This is a genomic window from Lunatimonas sp. (assembly GCF_020832325.1).
In the GTDB taxonomy this organism is placed as follows: Bacteria; Bacteroidota; Bacteroidia; order Cytophagales; family Cyclobacteriaceae; genus Lunatimonas.
In genome coordinates, this window is record NZ_JAFIEU010000032.1 from 18,821 (window position 1) to 39,959 (window position 21,139).

The 21,139-nt window shown below is 45.6% G+C and carries 21 protein-coding genes; 6 read left to right on the top strand and 15 right to left on the bottom strand.

What is annotated here, in order from left to right:
- Positions 1 to 307: 307 nt before the first annotated feature.
- The 4 genes from JJU34_RS12080 to JJU34_RS12095 all read right to left on the bottom strand — a co-directional run bounded on the left by JJU34_RS12080 (position 308) and on the right by JJU34_RS12095 (position 2,882).
- The gene (locus JJU34_RS12080) at positions 308 to 1,288 is read right to left on the bottom strand and encodes an acyl-CoA desaturase (protein ID WP_366512701.1); all 981 of its coding nucleotides are present in this window, start codon (positions 1,286 to 1,288) and stop codon (positions 308 to 310) included.
- A gap of 134 nt (positions 1,289 to 1,422) precedes the next feature.
- Complete coding sequence (locus tag JJU34_RS12085; protein WP_228692632.1) at positions 1,423 to 1,764, bottom strand: cupin domain-containing protein; 342 nt, start codon at positions 1,762 to 1,764, stop codon at positions 1,423 to 1,425.
- Between the two features lie 145 nt (positions 1,765 to 1,909).
- The gene (locus JJU34_RS12090; RefSeq protein WP_228692633.1) at positions 1,910 to 2,428 is read right to left on the bottom strand and encodes an AraC family transcriptional regulator; all 519 of its coding nucleotides are present in this window, start codon (positions 2,426 to 2,428) and stop codon (positions 1,910 to 1,912) included.
- A 163-nt stretch (positions 2,429 to 2,591) separates the two neighbouring features.
- Entirely contained in the window at positions 2,592 to 2,882 is a 291-nt protein-coding gene (locus tag JJU34_RS12095) for a hypothetical protein (protein WP_228692634.1), read from the bottom strand.
- 368 nt (positions 2,883 to 3,250) lie between these two features.
- Here JJU34_RS12095 and JJU34_RS12100 point away from each other — a divergent pair, with 368 nt between their 5' ends.
- On the top strand, positions 3,251 to 3,526 hold the full coding sequence (locus tag JJU34_RS12100) for a hypothetical protein (protein WP_228692635.1): 276 nt from the start codon (positions 3,251 to 3,253) through the stop codon (positions 3,524 to 3,526).
- A 76-nt stretch (positions 3,527 to 3,602) separates the two neighbouring features.
- Here JJU34_RS12100 and JJU34_RS12105 read toward each other — a convergent pair whose 3' ends face one another.
- Entirely contained in the window at positions 3,603 to 4,112 is a 510-nt protein-coding gene (locus tag JJU34_RS12105; RefSeq protein WP_228692636.1) for a hypothetical protein, read from the bottom strand.
- Positions 4,113 to 4,234: 122 nt separating this feature from the next.
- A complete protein-coding gene (locus tag JJU34_RS12110; protein ID WP_228692637.1) occupies positions 4,235 to 4,555 on the bottom strand; it encodes a hypothetical protein in 321 nt (106 codons plus the stop codon).
- A gap of 372 nt (positions 4,556 to 4,927) precedes the next feature.
- Between JJU34_RS12110 and JJU34_RS12115 the strand changes: the two genes are divergently transcribed.
- From JJU34_RS12115 to JJU34_RS12135, 5 genes are all read left to right on the top strand, one after another.
- On the top strand, positions 4,928 to 6,061 hold the full coding sequence (locus JJU34_RS12115) for a sialidase family protein (protein WP_228692638.1): 1,134 nt from the start codon (positions 4,928 to 4,930) through the stop codon (positions 6,059 to 6,061).
- Between the two features lie 194 nt (positions 6,062 to 6,255).
- The gene (locus JJU34_RS12120; protein WP_228692639.1) at positions 6,256 to 6,777 is read left to right on the top strand and encodes a hypothetical protein; all 522 of its coding nucleotides are present in this window, start codon (positions 6,256 to 6,258) and stop codon (positions 6,775 to 6,777) included.
- Complete coding sequence (locus JJU34_RS12125; protein WP_228692640.1) at positions 6,774 to 7,256, top strand: phosphoribosyltransferase; 483 nt, start codon at positions 6,774 to 6,776, stop codon at positions 7,254 to 7,256. Before JJU34_RS12120 ends, JJU34_RS12125 begins: the two co-directional genes overlap by 4 nt.
- Entirely contained in the window at positions 7,246 to 9,093 is a 1,848-nt protein-coding gene (locus tag JJU34_RS12130) for a TonB-dependent receptor (protein WP_228692641.1), read from the top strand. The genes JJU34_RS12125 and JJU34_RS12130 overlap by 11 nt, the downstream gene beginning before the upstream one ends.
- A gap of 13 nt (positions 9,094 to 9,106) precedes the next feature.
- Complete coding sequence (locus JJU34_RS12135) at positions 9,107 to 10,141, top strand: aldo/keto reductase (RefSeq protein ID WP_228692642.1); 1,035 nt, start codon at positions 9,107 to 9,109, stop codon at positions 10,139 to 10,141.
- Between the two features lie 62 nt (positions 10,142 to 10,203).
- Here JJU34_RS12135 and JJU34_RS12140 read toward each other — a convergent pair whose 3' ends face one another.
- The 9 genes from JJU34_RS12140 to JJU34_RS12180 form a co-directional block, all read right to left on the bottom strand.
- Positions 10,204 to 10,503 carry a hypothetical protein gene (locus tag JJU34_RS12140; protein WP_228692643.1) on the bottom strand — a complete coding sequence of 100 codons (300 nt, stop codon included), beginning with the start codon at positions 10,501 to 10,503 and terminating at the stop codon, positions 10,204 to 10,206.
- A gap of 44 nt (positions 10,504 to 10,547) precedes the next feature.
- Complete coding sequence (locus tag JJU34_RS12145; RefSeq protein ID WP_228692644.1) at positions 10,548 to 11,585, bottom strand: glycoside hydrolase family 43 protein; 1,038 nt, start codon at positions 11,583 to 11,585, stop codon at positions 10,548 to 10,550.
- Between the two features lie 101 nt (positions 11,586 to 11,686).
- Positions 11,687 to 12,805, bottom strand: coding sequence for a Gfo/Idh/MocA family oxidoreductase (locus tag JJU34_RS12150; protein ID WP_228692645.1), 1,119 nt, complete (start codon positions 12,803 to 12,805; stop codon positions 11,687 to 11,689).
- 34 nt (positions 12,806 to 12,839) lie between these two features.
- Positions 12,840 to 13,607: a ThuA domain-containing protein gene (locus JJU34_RS12155; RefSeq protein ID WP_228692646.1), complete on the bottom strand. Its 768-nt coding sequence runs from the start codon at positions 13,605 to 13,607 to the stop codon at positions 12,840 to 12,842.
- Between the two features lie 16 nt (positions 13,608 to 13,623).
- A complete protein-coding gene (locus tag JJU34_RS12160; protein ID WP_228692647.1) occupies positions 13,624 to 14,208 on the bottom strand; it encodes a plastocyanin/azurin family copper-binding protein in 585 nt (194 codons plus the stop codon).
- Positions 14,209 to 14,215: 7 nt separating this feature from the next.
- Positions 14,216 to 17,326: a PVC-type heme-binding CxxCH protein gene (locus JJU34_RS12165; RefSeq protein ID WP_228692648.1), complete on the bottom strand. Its 3,111-nt coding sequence runs from the start codon at positions 17,324 to 17,326 to the stop codon at positions 14,216 to 14,218.
- A 343-nt stretch (positions 17,327 to 17,669) separates the two neighbouring features.
- On the bottom strand, positions 17,670 to 17,999 hold the full coding sequence (locus JJU34_RS12170) for a BRO family protein (RefSeq protein ID WP_228692649.1): 330 nt from the start codon (positions 17,997 to 17,999) through the stop codon (positions 17,670 to 17,672).
- A gap of 18 nt (positions 18,000 to 18,017) precedes the next feature.
- Positions 18,018 to 19,487: an ATP-binding protein gene (locus JJU34_RS12175; protein WP_228692650.1), complete on the bottom strand. Its 1,470-nt coding sequence runs from the start codon at positions 19,485 to 19,487 to the stop codon at positions 18,018 to 18,020.
- Positions 19,477 to 20,424 (bottom strand): DUF4062 domain-containing protein, encoded by a 948-nt coding sequence (locus JJU34_RS12180; RefSeq protein ID WP_228692651.1) that lies wholly within the window; start codon positions 20,422 to 20,424, stop codon positions 19,477 to 19,479. Before JJU34_RS12180 ends, JJU34_RS12175 begins: the two co-directional genes overlap by 11 nt.
- Positions 20,425 to 21,139 lie beyond the last annotated feature (715 nt).

Below are 21,139 nucleotides of genomic sequence, written 5' to 3' on the forward strand. Positions count from 1 at the left end.
AATTTATTCGAGTTTATATGCCCAAATATATTAATTAATTAAAAAAAGTCAAATGCGAAAACTAAAAATTGTTAACCGAAATTCAATTCTTTGTTAAATTTATCTTAAAATACCGATTCAAAATATCACACAAAGAACTCTAGACATTACACATATAATTATTCCGTGTTTTCGTAAAAAAAGAGAAGAATATTAAATCAAATGTCAAAATCACATTTTAAATGAGAAGTTAAAAACCCGCGCAAAAAATTAATTGCGCGGGTCAGAAGGTATTCCCCATGGTCAGTAACGGCAATTGCCGGGCAGTCTATTTGATTTCACCCGACGATACGGGTCGCCCCATCTGCTTTAAAAACCGGACATGCGAGCCGAATGCAGAAAAAAACGTGGGACTTTCGTGATAAGGCAAGCCAAACTCTTTGGCGGTAGCCTGGACAATCTTCGAAATCTCCGGGTAGTGCACGTGGCAAACATTCGGAAACAGGTGATGCTCAATCTGAAAATTCAATCCCCCTACCAGGTAGCACACCAATTTGCTTTCACGGGCGAAGTTCGCCGTAGTTTTCATCTGGTGAACAGCCCACGAATCCTCCATCGTAGCTTCCTCATGGGGATTAGGCATGCTTGTCAGTTCTACCAAATGGGCTAACTGAAAGACATTACCCATCACGGTTCCCTCTACCAGATTCATTACCAACAGGACCAACAAAATTTGCCACCAGGCATGATCCATCACCAAAAACGGCAACACCAAAAACAACACATAATACAAGCCCTTGTAGAGAAACAGCTTGTACACCTCACTCTTTGGGTGAGAATGCCCACCTCTACCTATGGTCCTGCCAAAAAACTTGATATAATCCTTTCTGTAAAACCAAGAAAGTGACGATAACGAGTAAAGGAAAAACGCATAGATGTGCTGATACTTGTGCACAGGCTTGAGCTCTTCCTCCGCATGTATGCGGATCATCCCTGGAGCCACTTCCAAATCCGCATCATGACCCACGATATTGGTATATGTATGGTGTATCTGGTTATGGGTAATTTTCCAGATATAGGCATTTGCGCCGATAATATTGAACAACCATCCAAGCAGGTGATTCTTCCAGGGCTTGCTGGAGTAGGCTCCATGAAGCGCATCGTGGCATACATTGAAACCAATGAATGCCATGCTGCTTCCAAGTCCCGCCGCCAGCAGAAAATTTACATAGAGAGGAAAACCTCCAAACAGCAGACTAACATAAAAAATTACCGTTAAACTCAGAAACAACAAGGTCTTGCTTACCATTGTCCAGTTAGCTTTCTTTGAAATATTCCTACTTTCAAAATGCTCATTGATCCTAGTTTTAACCGTATCGAAAAACCGTACGTTATCGGATTTTCTAAATTTCAAATTACTTCTCATATATTACTTTTCTGATCTTATTCTCCTAAACCTACTTCGTCATACCCACTTTTGATTACTGTGGATATCATTTTAAACCGCTCCTTAGCCTTAAAACTACAACTTGCATGGGCAGGGATAATGATGGACTCTCCTGCAAGCAGCACCTTTGCTACATTATTAATCAGGATTACCGCTTCCCCGTCAATTACCTGCACAAACACATCAAAGGCGGAGCGCTGTTCCAGCCAAGACTTGCCGGTATCAAAGGAAGATGCCGTCACCTCCCCGGTAGCCTTACGAATGATGGCCATACTTTCGATTGTGTCGGGAATATACTCCAACATGTCAACCATTACCATTACCTTGGATTTTTCCATTTCAATTTCCTCCGTTCCTAATACGTACAATTAAGCTCAAAGTAATTCGAGCTAACAAAGCTAGACAATCTATGGCAGCTTGCACTACCGTATAAAATAAAAGAAACCAATCCCTCAAACTACTTTTCTAGGAGAAAAGTCAACGCTATAGCTTTTCCAGGTTCTCCTCCCTGCGCTTTTTAACCTTCCTGAAAAAAGACGGGGTTAAGCCTGTCTCCTTTTTAAACTGATTTGACATATGGGCAGCACTACTGTAATGCAGCTTGTAAGAAATCTCCGAAAGGCTCAATTCATTATACAAAATTAATTCCTTCACCCGTTCTATTTTATGTTTGATGATAAACTTCTGGATCGTAGTCCCCTTCACTTCGGAAAATAAATTGGCAAGGTAGGTGTAATCATAGCCCAGCTTCTCACTGATGTAATCGGAATAGTTCACCTTCGGCAACTCATCGTCATAATGAATCATTTCAATGATAACATTTTTGATGCGCTCTATCAGAATGCTTTTATGATCTTCCATTACCAACAACCCGGATAGCTTAAGGCCTTTCGAAAACTCTTCCAACTGAACGGGCGTCACTTCACCAAGAATATCGACAACACCTAGTTGAAGTGAATCATATTTTAGGCCAAGTTTTTCAAGTTCGGCCTTTACTACCATTTTACACCTCAAGCTGACCATATATTTGATGTACACTTTCACCGCTCAGTAGCCTTTTACTATATGTACGTAATTCATTTCAAAACAACCGATACTTCCTAAATATATATCTTGCATTTAATCAAATATTCATGATTTCATAAAATAAACAAACTACTTCTTCTCAAATTACCAAAATCAACGCAATAACGATCAACAAAACGCCCACCGCCCAAATAGCACCATTTCCCCTTCGCCTCTCTTTTTTTTGCTCCTTGTGCTCTTCGACTCTCTTTTCTATGTCAAAATCAAGCTTTTCCGACGCAATTTTCGTTAAACTGTCCTCTTTAGGTACAATGTCACTCATAATTTCCAAACTTAAGGAATTCTGCAAACCCACTCCAGCTTGACTCGACCAAGCATTTTGAGAAACCAAAAGCAGAAAAGTCAACGCGATGACTCTGTGTAATTTCATAGTTATATCATATTGATTCACTGCAATTTCGGCATTTTTCACTAAAATATTTTACGCTAACCAACTTATTAATTACATAAATCACAGGCTGCTAATAAACCCCCTTAAAATGGGATTTATATAAAAAATACTGATTATTTTAAAATTTTAAAAACGTAAAAATAGCGACCTTTATAACGTTAAATTATCAAGTTAGTACATTCGAGCATTGCGTATACGCAACGAAGGAGAACAACTATCAGCTACCTGAACGACGGCAGACCGGTGAAAGGCACCTTAACTGCAGAGGGTAGCACCTAGATAATCTAAGGACTAGCTGTGCCCCTACTCGAAACAAGTTACATCCAGTGAAAAACAAGTAATATCCTATGAAGACTTACCTGAAAATCGACCGATTTATGTTCAGTAAAACGATGAACGAAAACTATGAAGAACAAAAATTCTTCATAAATAACAGAGAGACAACCACTACTATGTATCAAATCATGATCCAACGGGACAAACATGACGAAAAAGACTTCATGGTAGTCACTGAAAGCAGATTTGAACATGTGGAGGACAACCAATGCCTACTAGTGCAAAACTGGTTCAACAGAAAATTCTACATAAACGGGGTACAAAGGGCATTCACGCACTTTAACTAACGAGAAAAGCACCAAAACTTACTTCTTTTTTCTAGTCATTAGATAGACTCCTAATGCCAGTTTGTATCCTACGCCATTAATTCCCGGATGGATTTGGTGATTTATGTAGCTGCTGCAATAGTTGCTCCCACTTCCTTCCCAATACAGCCTCCCCATCCAAATCGGAATACCTGTTGCCATCATACACTTCCAGCCGATATGCAACCCGTCCATCTTGTGTAATCAAATGAAGCTCAATGGAATCAAAAACCTTTCGCTTTTCCACTTTGGTGACGACTTCATGGTAACGCTCTATCATACTGACCCGGAGGATAGACCCTAATTCAATACAAATTGGCGCACTTTCTTTCAAATTATTTGTATATATCAAGATATTCTTACTCCTATCCAAGCCAAGGAAATAGCGGTTTCTCCAAATTTCCGTGTCTGAAAACACCAATCCCTGAGAAGCAGCAAAACCTTCCAAACGCTTAATAGCCCTTGCCTTGGCACGATTGGTTTTGCGTATGTGCAAGTAAAGAGGGACAACAAATAGTGCGATGAGCGAGGTGGCCACCGCCAATGACATATAATCTATAGCAAACATGATTGTAGCGTGTTTTTATCACAGATTTACTCTACTAGCCAATCTGTACAGGTAAATAAAAATTACTGATTTAGGGAGACGCAGCACCTAGCCGCGAAGTGTCCAACTGGACAGGTTAAACCCTACCAAAAATAATGGGTGGGAAACTTCAATTCGCGTATGTCAAAAGACGGATACACCGATAAGCACCGCGCTAGCACGTGCGCAATCGAAGTTCGCAGATATACCTGTGAAAAGACAATATTGGGAAGTAGTGGTACGCCCCATCCCAAAAACTGACCCACGGACACTTTACCCGCTAACTCTGAACCAAGGATAGCAGGCATTTCTACCCATCCTGAAACAGCGGTACCTGAGAGGGAAATGCTATCAGCATCATGCGCTGAGCCGACCACAGAATCCGTCGGACCGAAAGCGTCTATACCTCCCCTGACTACTGTCAAAAAAAACAATAGGAGGCATATATACGGCCTCAAGCGCTTGGTAAAATCAGACGTTTTCAAAAGACCTAATAAGATAAAATCCTCTTTTTAATGGTACCGGTGAAAAAACAAAAACAGGGTAAAATAAGTGCTAGTAAGTTGCTATTTTTTTCTGCTAACAGAAAAATATTTACACTCCCCTTTCAACCACTCCCAGCGCAAAGCCCAATCATTCATAAATTCACGGAATCGTTTTTTAGTTGATTATTTTCTAACACTTCTTTTGTCACCATTGGAATTCAAACCCTCCCCGGCGAACTTGGATAAAAACACCCTATTTCTAGTCCATTTCCCAAAAATACCGTATATCCTAAAATAGTTCAATCCAAGTCCATGAAATCCATTCTGCTCCTCCTAACCCTTGCGATCACCAGCGTGGGCTTGTATGCCCAGCCCCATCCAATCCATGTAAAAGTCTATCATGAACAAGGCAAATTCGGTGGATGGCCGGCCAATTGGGGAGTATGGATTTGGGAAAACGAAATCCTAGTGGGTTTTGCGCAGGGAGATTACGAAGACCTCGGCGAAGAGCGCCATCACCTGGCAAGAAACAAGACAGAACGGCACCTTCTCGCCAGAAGTAAGAACGGAGGAATCACCTGGACGATCGAAGATCCCGGTAAAAAGGGCAGTCTTTTGCTGCCAAACAATGGAGTGTTTCATGGACAACTCCGCACAGACGTTGCTCCAGAAGAACCTATCGATTTCCTGGAACCCATTGATTTCCTGCACCCGGATTTGGCATTTACCGTGCGAACCGACAATATCCACGCCGGTCAGTCCCGGTTTTGGTATTCCTATGACCGCGGACAAAATTGGAGAGGGCCGCACTTGCTGCCGAATGTTGGGACTCCGGGTATCGCCGCACGAACAGACTATCAGGTATACGGCAACCGGGAAGCCCTGCTGTTTGTAACCGCTGCCAAAGAAGATGGTAGAGAAGGCCGCCCGGTGACTCTTCACACCGAGGATGGAGGTCTGAGTTGGCGCTTACTATCCTACCTGGGGGATGAACCCGAAGGCTTTGCTATCATGCCTGCCAGCGCGAAACTAAGTGACACGGAACTTTACGTAGCTGTGAGACGTAGGGAAGGAGACAGGCGCTTTATCGGTGCCTTTCGGTCTCTGGATAAAGGAAAAACCTGGCACCAAGAGGCGGACCCCGTCGAAGATTGCGGGATCGGAAATCCCCCTGCCTTGGTGAAGCTACAGGATGGCAGACTATGCCTGATTTATGGATACCGAGCTGAACCTTACTCCATCATGGCCCGCCTTAGTAACGATGGCGGGAAAAGCTGGTCTTCCGATTACGTGATCCGATCGGATGGCGCCAACCGAGACATGGGCTACCCAAGGGTCGTACAAAGGCCGGATGGCAAACTGGTCATTCTCTATTACTTTAACGATCTAACAAGCGGCCCCGAGCGCTATATTGGCGCCAGCATTTGGGAACCACCTCTTCCCTAGCAAGGCCTAACTACGCCTCTTTTAAGCGTTTACCCACATACTACCCATCAGAAGGAGATCAGACGGCCAAAACCATACAAGACACGTAGCCGCTCATTGGCCACTCACCAGGTAAAGAAAGTGCCTCGGGGCAAAAAGGTTGAAAATCCGCCTTAATTTGCGTACCTTCAAGTTCTTACAAAACCTGAAATCACATGCAAGCATCTCTGACCCGCTCCCAAAAGATCAGCACGGTAAAAACAAGCGCAGCATGGCTCGTGGCCGCCGTCATTTTCCCGATTCTCGTTCACCTTATTCCCCCTTACCAAGGTATACCGATCGGAGCTTATTTATTGCCCGTGTTTTATATACCGCTAATCGCCCTTTGGCTGAGCGGTTGGAAAACGGCCATTTTCATTACCATACTGGCTCCGCTGGTGAATTTTTTCCTTACCGGTAGCCCCCAATCCGGCATCATGGGCATGCTCACCATAGAGGTTTTGTTGTTCACCGGAATGGCGGCTCTTTGGATGACCACTCCGGTACGTTGGGCGGCAGGTCCCTTAAGCTATGTAGGAGCTAAAGTGATTTCCTCCACCCTGCTCATCCTATGGCCGATCCTTCCCGCATCACCTTGGGAGTTTTTTACAAACTCACTCCAAAATGGAGCCCCCGGAATCCTCATCCTTCTCTTGCTTAACTTATTGCTGGTGAGATTCGCTCCAATACAAAAATGAACCATCCCGTTCCGGAATCCATAGCCAAAGGAACAACTGCCTTGAAGCCCTTGGTGGATTTGTCCACTGTCAGCGAGGCAATTCGGTCCTATCCCTTTCCACAGGCTGACCTGATCTTGGGCATTGCGAGTGGCGGTACTTTTCCCGCTATCCTGATAGCCCATCAGCTGGGGCTACCTTTTCGGTCGGTACAGGTAAATTACCGAAACGAGCTCAATCAACCCCATCGCCAAGCACCGGAATTCCTTTCGGCCCTGCAGCTCCCTGTTATATCACCTTCTTCAACCATTTTATTGGTGGATGATGTCAGTGTGAGTGGTAAGACCCTTGGTAAGGTGAAAGCGGCACTACCGGATTATTATAAGGTCATCACTTTGGTGCTGAAGGGAAAGGCAGACCACGTGCTTCTACCTCACTTGAACACCTGTGTGACATGGCCCTGGCATCCTCCAATAAACACCCCGCAGCATGAAGGTTAACGCGCTACTGCTTGGCATAGTATACCTCCTTTCGGGATGGGTCTGTGCACAGGAAAGAGACAGCTTACAGGTAGACTTAGATCCGGTGGTAGTCACCGGAACCCGGATGGAGATGCCCAAAAGAAAGGTTGCAGCCGCCATCACAGTGATAGACCGAGCCACCTTGGAGCAATCCGGCGAAATAAATATCCTCCCGGTTCTGGTGCACCGAGTGCCTGGATTTTTCTTAAATGACCGGGGAACCACGGGATTTGGCGTTGGTCCAAACTCTGGAGGCAATATCAGCATCCGGGGCATCAGTGGCTCTCCCAACAACCGGGTATTGGTACTGATTGACGGTCAACCACAATACATGGGGATCTTTGCCCACCCCATCGGAGATGCCTACACCACTTCCGATATCGAACGGGTAGAGGTGCAGCGTGGAGCCGCATCCCTCCTCTATGGGTCCAATGCCATGGGGGGCGCCATCAACCTGATCACCCGAAAAACACATACACCCGGCTGGCAGGGCAGCGGTAACCTGGCCTATGGTTCCTTTGGCACCCTGTTGGCAAACGTACATGCGGGATTTCGATCGGGAAAATTTCACAGCACAGCCTCTCTGAACAGAAATCAAACAGCTGGTTTCCGCGAGGATGCCGAGGACAGCTTTGAAAACACTGCCTTTTACCTAAAGACTGGATACGACTTCACCCAAACCTATCAATGGTCTTCGGAAATCCAACTTTCTGACGCAACCTATTTTCAACCTGGCACAGTAACCGCTCCTCAGCAGGATGACCGCAGGGAATTTCTAAGAGGCAGAATCGCTACTTCCTTAATAACCAACCATGGGCCCGTATCCGGTGCCCTACTCCTTTACCACAATTTCGGAGACCATCGCTTCGACAGTGGCTTTGAATCCAAAGACCAAAACCAAGGCATTACCTTTTTCCAAAATATCACCCTTTTGCCCGACCAGGTAATCACAGTGGGATTAGATTACAAACGCTTTGGAGGAACTGCGTTTAACGAGACACTTCCTCCCCCTGCCCGTGTGGGATTGGGTGTGCAACATTGGGTGCAGGAAACGGATGTGTATGCACACATTCAGCAAACCTTTGGCGAAAAGCTACACCTGAATGCGGGAATCCGTCAGGTAGAAAACTCACAATTCGGTAGTGCTACACTCCCAGGATTTGGTCTTTCGTGGGAAGCCGGTCCCAATAGTACCCTAAAAGCGTCTTCAGCCAAAGCCTTTCGAAGTCCCTCAGTGGTAGACCTCTTTTTGTTCCCCGCCTCAAACGAGGCACTGAGACCAGAGGAAATGTGGAACCATGAAGTCGGAGTCTTGCAGGAACTCATCGGCCAAAAACTAGCTATCGAAGCCAACATCTTCCTGGCAGTGGGCGATAACCTCATCGTGGTAAACCCCATGGAAACTCCGGCTAGAGGAAGGAATATTGGTAGCTTTACCAACCGCGGAGTGGAATCCCAGATACGGTTTACGCCCTCCGAGGGACTGGAATGGATCTTAAATTATTGTTTTTTGGATGCATCCGAAAACGTTCTCTTCGCACCCAAACACCACATGAACTCGCAGGCTACGATACGAAGTGGAAAATTCAACCTCATGCCTTCTATCCAATACTTAGCAGACATGAGCATAAGCCCCGAACCGGGACACCAAACGGTAAGCTATGCCCTGATCAACCTCCGCGTAGGCTATGCCATCACCCCAAAGATCCATGCTTACCTAGCAGGCAACAACTTGACCAATACAAGTTACGAAGTAGAACGGGGCTTCCCCATGCAGGGAATCAATATCATGAGTGGAATTCACGTGAAAATTTAACAAAATGTGCCTTATGGAAAATCGAGACAACAAAAACAAACGGAGGGACTTTCTGAAATCTTTGGCTGGACTAACGGCCGGCATGATGCTCCCCCTAACGGCCACCTCAGCAGGCCTTGGCAGTTCAGAGGTCAATTCACCAGCTTCCAGAAATGTGGATCGTCTCGGCGAATTGCTCCCTTTGCGGAAATTTGGACGAAGCGGAAAATCCATCACCATGTTGGGGCTGGGCGGTGCCCACATCGCTCGGATGAGCGATGCCGAAGCGGAAAAAACCATAGAGAAAGCACTGGAAGAAGGCGTTCGCTTTTTCGACAATGCGGAGTCTTACGGAGGAGGTGAAGGGGAGCGGAAATACGGACGCTTTTTGACACCCAAATACCGGGACATTGCCTTTATCCAAAGTAAAACGACCGCTAGAGACGCCAATACAGCCAAAGCACACCTGGAAGGCACCCTAAAACGTATGAATACCGACTATTTGGACTTGTATTATATCCATGCCGTGACCAGCCCTGCGGATGTGGATAGTCGGTTGAAAAATGGGGTGTTGGATGTACTAATAGAAGCAAAAAAAGCAGGAAAAATCCGGCACATTGGCTTCTCGGGCCACTCCGATTTTAAGGCCCATATTCGCATCCTCGAAAGCACCGACCTGATGGAAGCCTGCCAAATGCCCATTAACGCATTTGATCCCAATTACAAGAGCTTTATCACCAACGTCCTGCCAATTCTTTCCGAAAAACAAATTGCTCCAGTCGCCATGAAAACCCTTGCCAATGGAGGCTTTTTTGGCGGCACCACCCATTTCAACCACGGTGATAATCCGAAAATTGTACCTGCTGTACTATCCATCCAGGAAGCCCTTCATTTCTCTTGGTCCATGCCGATCAGCACACTGGTAACCGGTGCCGATCACGCAGCGATGCTCATGGAAAAAGTGGAACTCGCCCGGAGTTTTCGAATGATGGATGAAGCCAAAAGGCAACAACTGGTAGAAAAGGTAGCCAGCTTTGACGGTAGACTGGTAGAATACTATAAGGTGTAACAACAACTACGTTACGGGTAAATTAGAGTAAAATGAATACGGATGCTCCGCAAGGCGTCCTTCTACCCTAGCCAATGCCGCCTGCGTCTCGCCATCGATATGGAAGGCTGTACGATCTGAATTCTCGATGATGACTTGATCGCATGGTATGGGAAGATCGGCAGGTCAAACTGGAATTTGTTGTACTCAAAAGCCTGATCTACGGGGCTCTTGAAATACCCCGCCATGCCCCGCTGTTCCTCTTCTTCAAAACGCTTGATCAAACCAGCATTAAACCCAAAATCAGCCGAGTGAAGGCATAACTCTCCAATTCTTCCTACAAAAGAAGGGGAATACACAGATCCCGGAATTGAAAGGGCCATTTTCTGGATCTGTACAAATTGCGTCGGGTGGCTCCCTCGCACAGTTACTCCCCTGAGGGAACCGGAATTTGCACCCCAGCGGGAATAGGCGTTCCAAAATCAGGGGATCCGTCAATATGCCAGGTAAATGACTGAAGCCTGATATCCCGATCCCAGCCTGGCTGCTCCGTTTTCTTGGAATGGTATACTATCCAATCTTCGGTACCATCCGGCGACTTGGCAAAACTACAGTGCCCGGCACCAAGGACTTGGTCGTTTCCGATAAATACCGGCCCTCTTTTCACCCAGCTTTCCGGCACCAATGGGTCGGCCCCATCGCGTAGGGTCAGTTGTCCCAGTCTGTATTCCTTCAGCCAAGACTCCCGGGTGGAATAAATGATAAAGGTCTTACCGTTTCGCTCCAGCATTTGGGGCCCTTCTATCAGGTTCAGTGGCCCTCCCGCCTCCCAGGGCTCTATGGGAGAGGTGATCTTGACCCGGTTACTGGAGATCGTATACGGATTACTCATCTCAGCTATATAAAGATGTTGTTCAGTCTTATCCGTATCCCGGTTTTCTTCCCAGCCTGACCAGATGGCGTACATCCTACCTTTGTGTTGCCATGGGGTGAGGTCAATAGCCCAAACTACGGAGCTTGGGTCCTTGATAGTATCTCCGGTATACAGCATACCGAGATCTTCGTAAGGGCCAAAAGCATCGCTTCCTACTGATCGCAATACGCCGGAGCGTTGATGAATAAAGGGGCCACCCGGCTTACTTCCTGCTGTGTAATAGATATACCAGCGTCCGTCTATATGGTGTATTTCAGGAGCCCAGATATTGGCAGCGTTCCATCCCGTTTCGGGAGATTTCCATACCTGTACCATTTCTCCCTGATCGGTTAATTTTTTGGACTTGGAGATGGCTATTCCACCTCCTTGGCTGGCGCAATAATAGTATTCGCCATCTTTTTGAAATACCCAAGGGTCCGCACCATCCCTGATCGGGTTGGAAAAGGTGGATTGTGCAAAACCCGAAAAATTCACCGCTAAAAACATAACAAGCAATGCGCCGGAAAACCGCTTTATGTTGAGTTGTATCATATGAGGAATAGGTTATCGCCTCTGTAAATCCTTCTGCAAAACGGAAAAAATTACGGGTATCTAAATTCGATACCCGTACACTAAATCCAATTGAGGGTCAATTAATCCTCAAAATCCGGAATGGTGATGCGCTTACCCCCATTCATAGCCGATTCATGGGCACAGATTCCCGCGCAGGTATAGTTTGCCGCCAAGGCAGCATCCACCGCGGAGTCTCTTCCCTCAATGATCGCCGCCACAAATTCCTGTACCAGGTGTGGATGCGACCCTCCGTGCCCTGCACCCTGTAAAAAGGACACGTGGTTGGGGTCATCAATCTTTTCGCGTTTGGTAAAATGCTTGATCGGTTCGATCAGCAGTTCATCCGTATCGGGCACCTCAATGCGTTCCGCGTCTTCTCCTCCAGGGAATATCACGTGGTGTTCGTCTGCCAGCTGCTCCCATTCAAAAGACATCCTTGTTCCGTACACATCGTAGGACTCTCTATACTGCCGCACCACATCGAACAAAGAACGGGTAGCTTCTGCTACCACATCGGAATGCTTAAGCGTAAACGTCGCTGTTTCTACCGCAAATGGAGAACCGTATCGCTTCGCCAAATCCTCAGAAAGACGGCCGGAACCGTGGCAAACCACCGTCTCTGCCTTGGTATTATTGATCCTGAGCAGGGGAGATATCGCATGGGTACCGTTCAGCATCGGCGGGAAACCCTTCCAATATTCTGCCCAACCTTCCATACTCATATCCTGTATATGTGATCCGCGCACAAACTGTATTTTCCCTAACTTGCCCGTTTCGGCCAAGTTTAGGCCATAGAGAAACTCCCGCGTGTAAAGGGCGGTTTCCATCATCATATATACCTTGTTGACACGCTTCTTGGCCTCCACAATGGCCTTGCAATCCTCCACGGTCATCGCCATGGGAATGGTACAAGCCGTGTGCTTGTGTGCATTGAGTGAGGCCAAGGTCATCTTAGCATGCTCCGGCACGGGGGTTACAACGTGTATCGCATCCACATCATCGCGCTTGGGAACATCCTCAAAATCAGTGAAGCACAGATCTCGGTTCAAATTGAAGCGGGTGGCAAGGTCATCGAGCGTTTCTTGATTACGCGTACAAATACCCACTTCCTTGATATTGGGGTGGCTTTGGTATATCGGAATAAACTCTTTGCCAAAACCCATGCCTACGATGACGACGGTTATTTTTTTGTCACTCATGATAAATAAGTTGTGTTTATGGTTTGGTTAAAAATTACTTTGCTGCCCAACGGATCGCATTTCTAAGTAGTTGTTTATAGGCTTTCAGTTCGTGGGATTCCCCATCGTGCCCAAGTGCAATCCCTACGATGCGGGCATTGGGGTGCTTTACCACAAAAACTGAGGGGTATTCCTCAGGCTTTTCATTCTTGGCTGTGGCCAGTATCTCTATCCCTGCTCCGTTGGGATCCACTTTGTGATAATAAAGCTCGTCCTTCAGTGTAAACTTCGCAGGCACCCCTTTCATAACGGGATGCTTTCTGTTGACCGCAGTTACCTCAAACGGACCGTATTTGTCGTGACCCCGAGATCCCCCGCTTACGAGCTTTAAATTATATTCCGGCCAATCTGCCCAGTTGTACCATAGCGCTGCGTGTCCAAGCACAAGCCCCTTGCCACTATCGGCATATTTCATGATCGCCTCCCGCGTCTTCGGATCTTTAAATGGCTGATTGTTGGTTAGGTAGAGCACATCAATCCTATCCAAATACCCCAAAACCGCATCTGTATCATCGGTATACGTCACGTCTGCAAAGCCCTTTTCGGAGAGCGTCTTTACGTCGGTTCCTTTGTACCAAGTATCAAAATCGTGAGATGCCCCCCCTCCCACCATAAGTACCCTAATGGGCTTTTTAGGTGGATCGGCCCTTAGTTGGGCAAACAACGCTCCCCAAAGGAGCAGCAAAATCGTAAGTCCCGGAATCAGCAAACGACTCCGGCGGAAGTGGGGGGCCATTTCATTGGGTTTTAACTTCATCTTCATAGCGTTATTGGGAAAATTAAGGTTTTTCTACCACCATCACCCCATTCATCATTCGCCAGTGTCCTGGGAAGGTACAAACAAAGGGATAATAACCGGGCTGGGTAGGTGCGGTAAATTTCAGGGTATATACATCGTTTGGTCCTAGCATTTCGGTGGCAAACAGCACTTCGGGCATTTCGGGGACATAATGCTTTTCCGAGGCCTTAGGATCTCGAAGCATGGCGTCCGCAGCCTCTCCTACCTTTTGCAGGGAATTAGGCTTCAGGATCAGAAGGTTATGCTGCATCCCATCCCTATTATCGAGTTCAAGGATTATCTTCTTGCCTGCTTTCACTGCAAAGGTATCTACATCGAATTTCATCTGTTCAGGTATCACCTCTATCCATATCGTCGTGGCATCATGCTGATCAGACTGGGAATCCCTGTTTCCTGCAATTCCCACCGCACGAATCGGTACAGCGGGCATATCAATAGCACATAGCGTGATCCCATCTGCCGTCGAAGTGGGTGGGCTGGAAAGCTTGCTAAGCAGATCTGTCCAACCCAAGAAAATTGAAGAAATCACTAATGCCAATAGGCCATTCCTTGAAATTAGATACATAAATCCGTTAATTTAATTCAAGTGTCAATTGCTGAAGATTACCTTCAAATGGGAAATCCTTTTCGTATGGTCCGATATTATCCTGTCCGCCTAAGTCACGTCCGGAACGAACACTCGGATGCAAGTCTTGGCTGAAAAGGCGTAACCCGGTTGATTCTCCAAGCAGCTGATTGTCCATATACAGTGCCGCCCTTCCTTTGGCATCCAGTGTCGCATTCACCACAAAACTGGAAGGAAGGACCTTACTACCTGAGGTGACTTTGGTTTGCTTGCCATCTTGGGAGATTTCCCATACCAAGGTATCGTCCTGCACATAAAGCGCATAGCCATTTTGCCCGTCGCCGTGAGCGACGATAACTCCTGAGATCTTTTCATCTCTTCGACCCGATACCGTTGCACCCACTCGGATCTCTTTTCCCGATACGGCAGGTGAGTGGTTTAGATAGCTTCTTCTGCCAAGTTCGTAACGTTCCGCCTCCACTCCGGCCAGAAGCCGGGCAGCCAATCCACTAATAGCTTTCCCATGTGCCGCTTCGGAAAAAGATGCTCCGTGTGCAGAAGCTGCCGCAAACAGAGCACGTACCAACCAATCGTCTTGGGCGTGGGTATCATCCTGGGCTGCCTGTAGAAGCAGCCGACCTACGGACGGTGTTGACGGCAATTCGGCCAACTCAAGAAATGCATGCATACGGACATTCAGATCCGAATCGCGGAATACACCGGCGCTTTCAAACGTACTCAACGTAGCCTGGGTACGCGGCAACGCCGCCATGGCTGCCTTTCTTACTCCTGCGGCGGGGTGCGTTAGGGCAGCTGTCACCGCCTTTGAGGCCTCGGCATGACTGCCGTCAAGAAATCCAAGGCCATGTAGTGTCCAGATAGCATGCAGGGCCGGGCCATTCAACCCGATTTCGTCCACGTTCCGATCATTGACCAGGCGAATAAGATCTACTGCCACCGATTTATCCTTGGATTCGACCAACAAGCGCTGGGCGGTCATTCTCCAAAACAGATTGGTATGGGAAAGTGCGGCCAGCAATCCTTGTGTGTCCGACTTGGAAAGACTCATCGGCTTGGTGTCCGCTGCACCTTTGTAGACCACTCGGTAGATTCTCCCGTGATTGGTATCCCTTAGCTCACTGTGAAATGCATTGCCTTGCCCATGCGGTTGATCCTCAAAGGGCAACACCATGCGGGAGGGTGCCTGCCGCTCCACAAATACATTGTGCTGTATGATAAAATTGTACCAATCGGCAATCCATACGGCACCGTCTGGGCCTACTTCGGCATGTACCGGCCCAAACCACTCGTCGGAACTGGCCAGCAGGTTCCAACCATCTTTTTCCTGAAAACCTGCACCAAGCGGCTCGATGATTGCATTGTGGGTCAGCCTGATTGTCGGTTCATTTACAAAGGCTACACGGTTCCAGTATTCCTTTGGATAATCTCTTGCCGTATAGAAATTAATGCCTGCAGCGGAGGTAAATCCTCCTACTACATCCACCTGACGCAAATTTGGTGTCATCGAATGGGCGTCGTAGTGGCCGTCAATTTTTTGGATAGGTTGAACCTGGAAAGGAGGCTGCTTCTCTCCCTCCTTTGGACCAGGCAGTGTTCGCTGCATGTGCTTGGCCGGAACGGAGAAGTAAGCCGCGTGGGTATTATTAGCGGTAGAAATAAATACGTTGTTGTCTTCGGTAAATCCCAGTCCCCATGTGTTGTTACTGGAACTGGCCAGGTATTCAAAGTCCGAGCCGTCCGGATTGAGCCGATAGATTCCTTGAGGAAAAGTCATCCGCTTACCGTTTACTGTACCGTTGAAACCAGAATAACCGGTTACCCCCCAGATCTTGTTGTCAAATCCATATTTGAGATTGGAAGGTCCGGCATGGGTATCGTTTTTGCCCCAACCGGTCATTATCACTTCGCGCACGTCGGCCACGTCGTCCCCGTCGGTGTCCTTCAGAAAAACAAAATCAGGGGCCATGGAAACGATCACACCGCCATTGGCAAATACCATGCTGGTGGGAATATTCAGGCCTTCGGCAAATACCGTGAACTTATCGGCACGCCCGTCTCCATTGGTGTCCTCGCAGATTTTGATTCGGTCGTTTGCCGCCCCGTCCGTTTCTTTGAAGGTATTGGGGTAATCCACGGATTCCACGATCCATAGTCGCCCCCGCTCGTCCCAAGCCATGGCGATGGGGTTTTGAATGTCCGGTTCAGAAGCGAAGAGGCTGATTTCAAAATCCACCGGCTTTTGGATTAGCTTTTGGGATTCCTCTGCGGAAAGTGCGGACTGAATGCGCGGCACTTCATACCGCTTGGTAAAATCCGATATCGGCTCATCGTAAATGGAAACCTGTGGGATGTTCAGGGCTTTTACCAACGCAATGACTTCTTCGCCCATGGCCCATTTCACGCCATTTGCCATGAGGTCCAAAAAGCCTTGCTGCTTCCAGGTGCGTTCGTCGTGCCCAAAGGCAGTGTAGAACACTCTTCCTTTTCCTACGTTACGAACCCAAGTATACGGTTCTTTTTTACCATCTTCCTCCCTTACCATGAGTAGCTCCATATCCGGATTGATGCGCTGATGCACGTAGGTTTCGTCCCAGGTCGTAAAAGGGGTGATCCCTTTCATCACGGGATGGGAGGAGTTTACGATGGTAGCAGCAAATTCACCCTCTCCGTGGGAGGCAAACTGGCCACCAATGGTCTCGATATACCAGTCCGAGTTTTTGAAGCAGCCGGTGGCGGAATGCAGGGGGATCAGGCCTTTGCCTTCGGCCAAAAATCCTTTCAACGCATCTTCCTGTGCTTTGGGCAGCACCTCGTGATTGGCGTAGATGAGCAGCGCATCGTATTTGTTCAGGTTTTCCGGTGTTAGGTCCTCCACCTTTTCGGTGTAGGTAAGGTTGATACCCTGATTAAAGAGCGCGGTGGCAAGCCAAGGCGAGTACAATCGGGAATTATGGTGTTCGCTGGGATGGCCCAAGAAAAGGAGCTCGGCGCGGCGGGGTTTTTCAGGGTTGTCGGCCGTTTGAGGATTGTGAAGCGAGGAAATGGCTCCAACACTCAAAAAAGCAGTTAGCAACACGAAAAGGATCCATCCCCTCATTTGCGGAAGAGCTGGGACTAGATGATTTTTGGCTATCATGGGGTTACCAAGGGTGGTTTATGGGTTTAATTTCTTTACCGTAATATTCTGTGAGGTTAAAGATGCAATATCTTCAACCGATATACAAGCAGCCAATCGGATGTTTTGAAATGTACGGAAACTGACAAACTTAACCTCTTGGAACCTAAACTACCAAAGCGTTTTTTACGGTAGCCAAAATACAGGGAGGAGTGGTTGCCGCCGGCTAGGCTACAAGCACTATCTGTGAAACCAATTCGGTGACGTCGCTTTCAAAAAGGGTATAGCCCTTTTTCTTGCTTTGCCGGTCAATGCTTGTGTCGTTTTATAAAAACCAATCCAGAAACTTCATCGCCTTATTATTGGGAAACCTTTTGGCGAGAGCTATAACTCCATCACTATCCAGCATATCTGCAAGACGCTTTTTGCCATCTGGTGCTAAAAATTTAAACTGGGTAGTGACACTAACCACTTCATTATTTTCTTTTTTAAACTTTGCTTTCAGGTACTTCCAGTAGTTTCGGACTTTCGTATAATCGGGTTCATCATTAAGTACACCAATAATATCCAATACACTAAACCACCATTTGGAACCTTCATCGTCCCAAACGGCCCGTACCTCACGGTCATCAAAAAAACGGATGGATAGTTTCATGTTTTCCTGTAGCTCTTATTATTCTTTGATATAGTAACCACCTGTTTTTGTCATAAATCTCTCTGATACTTTGTAACCTCCGGCTCTCTTTGAACCTTTATACTCAATAACTCCAAGTCGTTTGAGAAGAGAAATATGACGTTCTAAGGTCTTATAAGACTTGTCCAACTTCTCCGCAATTTCAGAAGCTCTCAGACTTTTTTCAGTCAGTATCAGTAAAACTATTTGAATCATTGATTCCATTACTCGTCCGGTTATTCCCTCTATTAATCCCTCGCTTATTCCCTCACCTGCCAACTTAGTTATTCCCTCAGTTATTCCCTCAAATTGATGTTTAACATCTGGAAAAGTTAATTCTAAAATATTGTTGGCATTTTTCCACCTAGGAATCTTAAAACCTTCTTCCTTACAGTTTCTTATCATACGGAGCGTACCCGTACCCAACATTTCAATTAAATTGTTATAAAAACACATCTGAGCAATGTCAGGATTACGAAGTATTGAATTATGTTCCGTTTTCAAATCATTTACAGTCATATTATTTTGAAGCCCACCATAGTTCCTTACAACTAATCGGTCTGAAAATAATTCTATGACCAAAAAAGACTGGCTAGCACCATACTCTCTGTGTACTATTGCATTAAGTAAGCCTTCACGCAATGCTTTCTCCGGATATCTCTTTTTTTCTGTTCTATAAACACCCTCGATTACATTTTCTTTACCGATAAAAGTGTCGAAATCCGACAAAATTTTCCTGACATTACTAAATAGATTTCCATTATAAATCTTGTTCTCTTTAAAACTATCACCCGATGTTGTTCCTGGATGTACCACAAACTTAATAATTGACTGAGGAATAAATTGAGTTGGGTTTTTCCCAAACAAAATCATACAGGCATTGGTAATATTGCCATTTACAATAAGGCCACGACTTATTAAAAATTTCTCCGAATTGCTGAAATCTTCATTGGAACTATAGTTCCTATACGTATTGATTGAGTTCTGAACTTCATCAATATCTAAATCATCAAGGCTAGCGCCCAATACTGCCTGTCGCTCCCATCTTTGCTCTGACTCTACCTGTTGGTCTAACAATGCGGAAATTGATTTACCAGAGCTGGTTCTGGTCTGAGAACCCTGCCGGATATAAATGGTGTTATTAAAATAATATGGTTTTTCAGCCCCTTCCCAAACCGAAATTAACATTACATTCTTTTTCTTGTAAGGGAAAATGTTTGCGAAAATCGGCGCGATGGGTCTGATTTCTTGAATCAAGAAGTTCATTATTTTCATTTTAGTAGACTCATCAATTCCAATTTCAGAAACCGATTTATCTTCATTTACTCCAATTACCAAATCACCTCCTTTGGTATTAATAAATGACGTGATTACTTTGGATATGGCATCATAATCAATACCTGCCTTTAACTCAAGACGCTCCCCTTCAGGTTGATCTAATAAATTCTTTATGATAAAGCTATCTTCCATTTCGCGTTCCCTTTAGAAGTGATTCAATAAATTCAGAGTCTTGAAACTGGGTCTGAATATACCTTTGGGCTTCTGCCATTACCAGAAACTCCTGTGCCCAGTTACCATTCCTCATTGCCACATTAATTCCATGATCCATTATCACAAAACTGTATAGGTCGATTGTTCTAGGATCGATGTCTTTATTTGACTTAAGAATATTTCTATTTTTTACCTTTCCTTCTTGCTTCTCTTCATAGGTCACTTTGACTTCAATGTGTTCAAGAATTTTTGAACAAAAATCCACATCCCGATGCACATAAAACCACCTCGGTTTTTCAAGATCAATTGCTTTTCTGATTTCTTCAAAGGTTATGTTTTTATCCTCTACCTTTACCGCATCTTTGTTTCTGATATTTCCTGTTCCGTAGTAAGGACGAACAATACCAATAAACAAATCTGTATTCACAACCGAATTTATGCAGTTTTCTAAGTTTGAAAGTTTTGGATTGACTTTGATACTTCCATAGTAGGAATTTAAAATCCTAAAATTCTTCAATTCGAGGTCTGAAATGATTTTCGAGAGTTGATCTTCAAAACCATACACAGTCGAAGCCAGCATTAATTCCTGAGCTTTCTTATGCTTTTTACCTTCAACGATGTTTTGATTCACTTTATCTAAAAAAGTTGAAAGCCTGAAAAAATCTGTAAGCACTATATGATTACGTTTTTTGTAACTTTTGCTTTTAATCTCGTTGTAGATGTCTACAGTCCGAATATCAAAAACATTCTTATTGGATGACTGCGTTACTCCGTCTTTCAAAACTAAATCATTGAGCAAATGCCTGGTGAAAGTAACATTGCGATGTACAGCATACCAATAGGGTATTCCCAATTCAATAGCTTTTTCAATTTCCATGAGTGGGATATTTTCCTCTGTGGCAACAGATATGCTCATTTTTTTGGATTAATCAAACCCAAAAACAAATCACATTTTTCTAGCTTGGATAAATGATTTTCCAAACTGAACCTTGCCCCAGCCTTATTTATTAGGTCTTGATTATAAATTATTTCATAGTTGGGCAAAAATGATATTATCTGCCCCAAATCCCGAGGAAGTAAATCTGTGGCACTCAACCATATTTTCAGCTTTCTTTTTTTCATTTCAAAAAATTCAGACTAAGATTCCAATATCACCTTCAAGATCTCCGGACTCCTTTCCTTAAACATCCCCATACGCTTCACCACCTCATTTTCCGGATCGGTCCACTTGGCATGCAGCTGATTGATCACTTTTTTTCAGCATCTTTACAAGCCATTTTTATCAAATTTACCCAACCTTTCTGGAATCCAAAGGAATCCGCATGCCAAATTCAGTAACTTAAAATCTAAGGCCAACGAAAACTAGTCTGCCAATTTCCACCTCAAAGTTATTATCTGAAGTTCTCCGTATACGATCCCCTACGGACAATACCGCACTGATATGGCAAAAAGTTAAAACAGAACAAGCTCCATCCTCATTTATCAACTGCATACAATCCCCTAACTTTTTGTCCCTAAGCTATTTCGATTCCTGAAAATAATTGTAAATTTGCAGTCCGTTCGGGTGAGCGGCCCTTTATCGGGAATCTAAAACAACTAAAACCCTCAACCTGAAGACCCTAGGGTTGTTG